Source organism: Nocardioides sp. NPDC059952 (assembly GCF_042730435.1).
Taxonomy (GTDB): Bacteria; Actinomycetota; Actinomycetes; order Propionibacteriales; family Nocardioidaceae; genus Nocardioides.
Window position 1 is genome coordinate 13,316 of record NZ_JBHWLY010000099.1, and the last position, 5,478, is coordinate 18,793.

Sequence of the window (5,478 nt, forward strand, 5' to 3'; positions counted from 1 at the left end):
CCCACATCATCGCTGTTTTGGCGGCTACCGAAAGGGGCCTGCACGCTTTCGGGGTGGGATCGCCCGCACCACCAGTTGGGCGCGGGTTCGTCGCCCCGCGCGGCCGCCTTTCTCATGCCCTCTTCGCGGAGCGCCTTACCTCAACGCGCTATCGCACACCTTGGCTGTTCGTGCCGCTAGCGCATACCCACAACCCCGCCATGGAGGCGGGGAGGCCTGACAGGATGAACGCGTGACGATCTCGAGCTACGTACGTGACGGCCTCACCTTCGATGTGGTCGACTCGGGCCCGGCCGATGGCGACCCCGTCGTGCTCCTGCATGGTTTCCCGGAGCGGGCGACCTGCTGGCGGGAGGTGTCGCCGATCCTGCACGAGGCGGGCTTCCGCACCGTCGCCCCGGAGCAGCGCGGCTACTCGCCGGGCGCCCGGCCGCGTACCCGCCTCGGCTATGGCGCCGGACGGCTGGTTGAGGACGTGGTGGCCCTCATCGACGAGCTCGGCCGGCCGGTGCACCTGGCCGGCCATGACTGGGGGAGTGCGGTCGGTTGGGGCGTGGCGGCGAAGCGACCCGATCTGGTCCGGAGCTGGACCGCGATGTCGGTGCCTCATCCGGTCGCGTTCGCCCGGTCGATGAAGGGTCCGCAGCGGCGCAAGTCGGTCTACATGGCGCTCTTCAACATCCCGTTCCTGCCCGAGCTGGTCGCCGGCCGCGACGGCCGGATGGAGCGGATGATGCGGGGGAGCGGCTGGAACGACGAGGACGTCGAGCGCTTCCGCGAGGAGATCGTCGACTACGGTGCGCTGCCCGGCGGTCTGGGTTGGTATCGAGCCCTGCTCCTGGCCCCGCGCGTCGGTCGGGTCTCGGTTCCGACGACGATGCTCTGGAGCGATGGCGACGTCGCGATCGGCCGGACGGCCCTGGAGGGCAACGAGGACTTCGTCACCGGTCCCTACGAGTTCATCGAGCTGACCGAGGTCAGCCACTGGATCCCCACCAAGGCGCCACAGGCGGCCGCCGCGGCGATCCTCTCGTCCATCGCCAGGACGCCGTCGTGAGTGATGGCCGATGCTGAACCTCGGGTGTGGGGGCTCAGACCTCCTCGCTCCCGCCGACGGTCGGAGAGCTCGACCGGGGCGTGGTGTCGTGAGCCGCGATCGCTTCCCGGACGCCACGGATCCCCGCGCGGATCATGTCGCCGTACGGTCCTTGCGGCAGCGCGGCCACCCGCTCCTCGGCCTTGCCGATCTGCACGGCGGCTGCGTCGAAGGCGCCCAAGCGGCGCAGGTTGTCGGCGATGTTGAGGTGCAGGCTCGGATAGAAGCCGGCAACCTCGAGGCCCGCGTGGTGCTCGCCGGCCCGATCGTCGGTGAGTGCGCCTGCGGCGTCGAGGGCGCGTACGTCCCAGATGAGTGCCTCGGCAGGATCGGGATGCAGGTCGGCAAGGTAGTGGGCGAGCGTGCACCGGTGAAGCGGATCGCCCAGCGCCCCGAGGTCTTCCCAGATGGCGAGCAGCGCCTGCCGTGCTCTGGCGGTCTCGCCTTCGTGGCCGAGGGTCACGGCGGCGGTGATGGCGTCCATCGTGGGGTCAACAGCAGGGGTCGCGGTCATGCCTCGATGTTGGGGCTTCGACCGACCTGAAGGTCAAGAGTTGAGTACGCGGGCTCATCACGCCACGCCATGGCGCCGCGAGACTCGTCGCATGCTCGCTTTCGACCGCCCGGCCGGTGTCCGCCGGCTCATCACGCGCATGCCCTGGTTTCCCGTCATCGCGGCCCTGGCATCCGTCGTCGCTGTCCTCGCCGTCGGGAAGCTGGCCGCGAACTGGCTGGATGTCTATCTCGTCTTCTTCGGTGACCAGCCGCAGATCGAGCCGTCGAACATCGCCGCCTACCGCGTCTGGGGTGCGATTGCGTTCGTCGCACTCATCTGTGGCGCGGTCGCCCACATGCTCAACCCCGGCCGCCGAACGCTCGGCACCCTTTGGCAGGTCCTACTGGTCCTCGGATGCACCGCGATCGCCGTGCTCTGCTACATCCCTGGCGCGGTGGATCTACCGGCGCCGGAGCGGGAGGACGACGGCTACCGCGCCCCGCCCTGCTACTCCGGCGGTGACAACGATGAGTGTGTCGGCGGCTGACACCCCGACCGCACTCGTCGCTGTCAGGTCCGGTCGTGGAGGGTGATCTGGTAGCCGTCGGGGTCGGCAAAGGTGAACGTACGCCCGAACGGCCCGTCGATCGCGGGGGAGACGATGGTGTGCCCATCGGCGACGAGGGCATCGTGGATGGCCTGGACGTCGGTGGCATGGAGCCAGATCGCAGCGCCGATGCCAGGCTGGGCGACAGACGCGAGGTCGGTGCCCGGCACGACCTCGCGAAGCGCGAATGCGATCGGCTTGGTCTCGAAGACGACGGCATGCGGAGGCCCGGCCGGCGACCGGACGAGGCCGAGGTAGTGCTCGTAGAACGCCTGCGACGCATCGAGGTCGCGCGCCTGCAGCGAGATGAAGTCGGGGCCGGTGACGGCCATGGATGCTCCTTTGATGTGTGTCAGGTATCTGACACGAATCAAGCTATGTCAGGATACTGACATGAGTCAAGACGGCGTCGACCTGGACAAGTCGCTGGGCTACCTGCTGAAAGAAGCGTCGAGCGCCCTGCGCGCTTCGATGGAGGAGGTGCTGCGCCCGCTCGGGATGAGCGTCACTCACTACGCCTGTCTCGAACTGCTGGCGCAGCGGCCCGGTCTGTCGAACTCCGAGCTCGCCCGAGGCGCGTTCGTGACGCGCCAGACGATGAACGTGCTGCTCCGTTCCTTGGAGCGAGACGGTGATGTGACCAGGCCGGCGGAGGCCGCCGTCGGAAAGGTCCTCCCCGCGCGGCTCACGCCCCAAGGCCGCAGGAAGCTCGAGGACGCCACTGCCGCGGTCCGATCCGTCGAGGTCAGGATGCTGACCGGCATGAGCCCGACCGATCAGTCCGACGCGTTCCGGATCCTGCAGGGCATGATCCATTCCCTACGCGATGGTGGCGGCGACACCTGACGAGCCGCCGCTGTGAGGGACTACGAGCGGCCCCTCGAAGCCCGCCAGAGCGCAGTGGCAAGCCACAAGGCCGCGATCGCGACGAGTACGCCCCAGGCGATCCGCGCCACGTGCGGAAAGAAGAACTGGGGGAGCATCGTGGCCAGGAGAACGGCCAGCGGGACGGCACTCCAACGGGGCAGGGAGCCCGACCGCCAGACCGCGATCGAGGCGAGCACGGCGGCGACGGCGATGAGCAGTAGTCCGATCACGAAGACGGTCATCGCGGTCGGGTCGAGGCGGAAGTCGTTGCCCACGTCAGTCAGGCTCGGGTCGACGTCGGCCAGGGCGCGCTCGCCGATGGCCTTGAGACCGTAGACCTCGGCGCCGTAGTAGGAGATGGTCAGACCGGAGCCGATGTAGCCGATGACGGCCGCGAGATAGGCGGTCCTCTCCTGTGGCGTGCCGTCGAGGAAGCCTCGGATCGCACCATAGCCGAGCGGGATGAGAATGAGGCCGACGATGGCACTGATGTGGGCGATGCTCCAGCCGGCGGAGGCCCACGCCGACGCTCCATCGAGCGTGGTCTCGTCGGCGCGTGGAGCAACGACCTCGTAGACAGCAAAGAGGACACCGGCGATCGCAAACGCGACGGCGCCCATCTGGGTGCGGCGGTCGGGGGAGGCATGGGGGACGGTCACTGCGGAACTCCTCGGTCGGTGAGACGAGAGCAGTGCTCTCAATTGCGAGCGATGATGACAGGTATCCACGGGCACCGCACGCGATTTTGACCGGCATGCGTCCCAGGCCGATCCGAACGTCCCTGCGCCATCGACTGATAGGCCGCAGCGCTATCGCACACCTTGGTCAGCCGCCGCGATATGGCACAGACGGCCACGACGAAGGTGCGGAATCGTGTTCATGCGCGCGTGTCCAATGGCAGGTGGAGATGCGGCCGGGGATCCTCCACAGCGAGCGGCTGAGGTGGAGAACCTGTCCCGCGATGCACCGGTCTCGATCTTGCGCTCCTGGGCCAATGCCGCGCTACCTGATGCCGATCTTCACGATGCTGGAGCTTCTACGTGCGTCTGGTGAAGCGGATGTCGCCGCTGGGCAGGCGCTCATGCAGATACGCGGTGTCGTGGGCGCGGTGGTGGTGATGGCTGCAGAGCAGGGCGGCGTTGTCGAGGTCGGTGGCGCCGCCTTGGGCCCAGGCGACCCAGTGGTGGGCCTCAGCCCAGGTGCCCGGAATGTCGCAGCCCTCGGCCTCGCAGGTCGCTGACCGGAGCAGGAGCGCGCGGCGTTGGGCGGCGGTGAAGAACCGTTCCTTGCGGCCGAGGTCGAGGACCTCGGAGTCACTCCCGAGGACGGCAGGGAGGATGCCTGCGGTGCAGGCCAGACGGCGGGCCTCGGCCGCGGTGATCGGGCTACCGCCGACGACCTGGGCAACCCCGACCTGTTCGCGGAGCTGATCGATGTCGATCGTGACGATCACCGTGGTGGCGTCTCCGCCGTGGATGGGCAGGCGCTGTGGGTCGAGGGTTTCGAGCAGCTGGCAGAACGCGAGCCCCAGCCGGCGGTCGTAGGGCAGGTACTCGCCGGTCTCGGTGCGGGTGCCGTCATCGCGTCGGGGCGAGGCGAAGGCTTCCAGGTTGGTGGCCAACCGGTCCGCGGCCGCATCCGGAACCACGGCGGAGATCCGAGTGGTGCCATCGCCGAGGCGGCGCATGGCCAGCCGGGTCTTCTTCCGGGCGTGGGCCTCCTCCGCGGCGAGCCGGCGGGCTTCCTCGGCCTCGGCGATCTCGGGCGCGATCAGGTCCAGGATCCGGCACCCCAGCCGGCGTAGCCGGGTGGGGTCGAACTCGGTGGCATAGCCGACCAGCGCCTCCTCCGCCTTCGTCTTGATCTCGGGGTCGAGGTCTCTGGGGAGGTCGTCGAGAGCGGCGACGATGACCTGCGCTTGGGCTGGGTTGCAGGCCCCGGCGCGCATCGCGGCCGCGACCTGGTGATAGGTCCGGTCCAAAGCATCGGCGAGCCGGAGGTCGGCGCGCAGGGTCTCGGGGTGTTGGTGGGTGTGGTGATGCAACCACGCTGCGACATCACGGGCAGCGGCCTCGGCCGCGACGTCATCAGCCGCGGCGAGCACCCGCAGCTCGAGCTCGGCCAGCTGCGCTTTCGCGCGGGCGATCTCGAGGAGTGTGGCGGCCTTCTGGTCGGTGGCCATGAACGCCGGATTCGCCTCCGCGACCCCGCCCAGCGCGTTGGTGACCGCGACCACGGCTCCGAGCACGGGGTGTTGGGGCTGTTGCAGCGTGGTCATCGAACGGTCACCTCCCGACGTACGAACTCTTCACACCCGCGCACACGGGTGTGTTCTGGTTCGCTGGTCTCGGAGGCCCGGCAGTACGGGCTATTACTTACCCTCGCAGCTCAGCGTCGACGCCCCTGGTTCCC

The 5,478-nt window shown here is 68.8% G+C and carries 7 protein-coding genes; 3 read left to right on the forward strand and 4 right to left on the reverse strand.

Going from position 1 to position 5,478, the window contains the following annotated elements; translation table 11 throughout:
- Positions 1-232: 232 nt before the first annotated feature.
- Entirely contained in the window at positions 233-1,057 is an 825-nt protein-coding gene (locus ACFV9G_RS27650; RefSeq protein WP_378732214.1) for an alpha/beta fold hydrolase, read from the forward strand.
- A gap of 34 nt (positions 1,058-1,091) precedes the next feature.
- On the opposite strand, the gene ACFV9G_RS27655 is transcribed toward ACFV9G_RS27650, so the two are convergent.
- Positions 1,092-1,610 carry a hypothetical protein gene (locus ACFV9G_RS27655; protein ID WP_378732217.1) on the reverse strand — a complete coding sequence of 173 codons (519 nt, stop codon included), beginning with the start codon at positions 1,608-1,610 and terminating at the stop codon, positions 1,092-1,094.
- A 91-nt stretch (positions 1,611-1,701) separates the two neighbouring features.
- Between ACFV9G_RS27655 and ACFV9G_RS27660 the strand changes: the two genes are divergently transcribed.
- The gene (locus tag ACFV9G_RS27660) at positions 1,702-2,139 is read left to right on the forward strand and encodes a hypothetical protein (protein ID WP_378732221.1); all 438 of its coding nucleotides are present in this window, start codon (positions 1,702-1,704) and stop codon (positions 2,137-2,139) included.
- Positions 2,140-2,162: 23 nt separating this feature from the next.
- Here the strand turns inward: ACFV9G_RS27660 and ACFV9G_RS27665 are convergent, their stop codons facing one another.
- Positions 2,163-2,531: a VOC family protein gene (locus ACFV9G_RS27665; protein ID WP_378732224.1), complete on the reverse strand. Its 369-nt coding sequence runs from the start codon at positions 2,529-2,531 to the stop codon at positions 2,163-2,165.
- A 61-nt stretch (positions 2,532-2,592) separates the two neighbouring features.
- Between ACFV9G_RS27665 and ACFV9G_RS27670 the strand changes: the two genes are divergently transcribed.
- Positions 2,593-3,045 carry a MarR family winged helix-turn-helix transcriptional regulator gene (locus ACFV9G_RS27670; RefSeq protein ID WP_378732227.1) on the forward strand — a complete coding sequence of 151 codons (453 nt, stop codon included), beginning with the start codon at positions 2,593-2,595 and terminating at the stop codon, positions 3,043-3,045.
- A gap of 20 nt (positions 3,046-3,065) precedes the next feature.
- On the opposite strand, the gene ACFV9G_RS27675 is transcribed toward ACFV9G_RS27670, so the two are convergent.
- On the reverse strand, positions 3,066-3,725 hold the full coding sequence (locus ACFV9G_RS27675; protein WP_378732229.1) for a hypothetical protein: 660 nt from the start codon (positions 3,723-3,725) through the stop codon (positions 3,066-3,068).
- Positions 3,726-4,102: 377 nt separating this feature from the next.
- Positions 4,103-5,344, reverse strand: a complete 1,242-nt coding sequence (locus ACFV9G_RS27680) for a DUF222 domain-containing protein (protein ID WP_378732231.1) — start codon at positions 5,342-5,344, stop codon at positions 4,103-4,105.
- Between the last annotated feature and the right edge of the window lie 134 nt (positions 5,345-5,478).

Excerpts from the sequence above, each read along its gene's own strand:
- ACFV9G_RS27655 (WP_378732217.1), bottom strand. The coding sequence starts at position 1,610 with ATGACCGCGACCCCTGCTGTTGACCCCACGATGGACGCCATCACCGCC.
- ACFV9G_RS27660 (WP_378732221.1), top strand. The coding sequence starts at position 1,702 with ATGCTCGCTTTCGACCGCCCGGCCGGTGTCCGCCGGCTCATCACGCGC.
- ACFV9G_RS27665 (WP_378732224.1), bottom strand. The coding sequence starts at position 2,531 with ATGGCCGTCACCGGCCCCGACTTCATCTCGCTGCAGGCGCGCGACCTC.
- ACFV9G_RS27670 (WP_378732227.1), top strand. The coding sequence starts at position 2,593 with ATGAGTCAAGACGGCGTCGACCTGGACAAGTCGCTGGGCTACCTGCTG.
- ACFV9G_RS27680 (WP_378732231.1), bottom strand. The coding sequence starts at position 5,344 with ATGACCACGCTGCAACAGCCCCAACACCCCGTGCTCGGAGCCGTGGTC.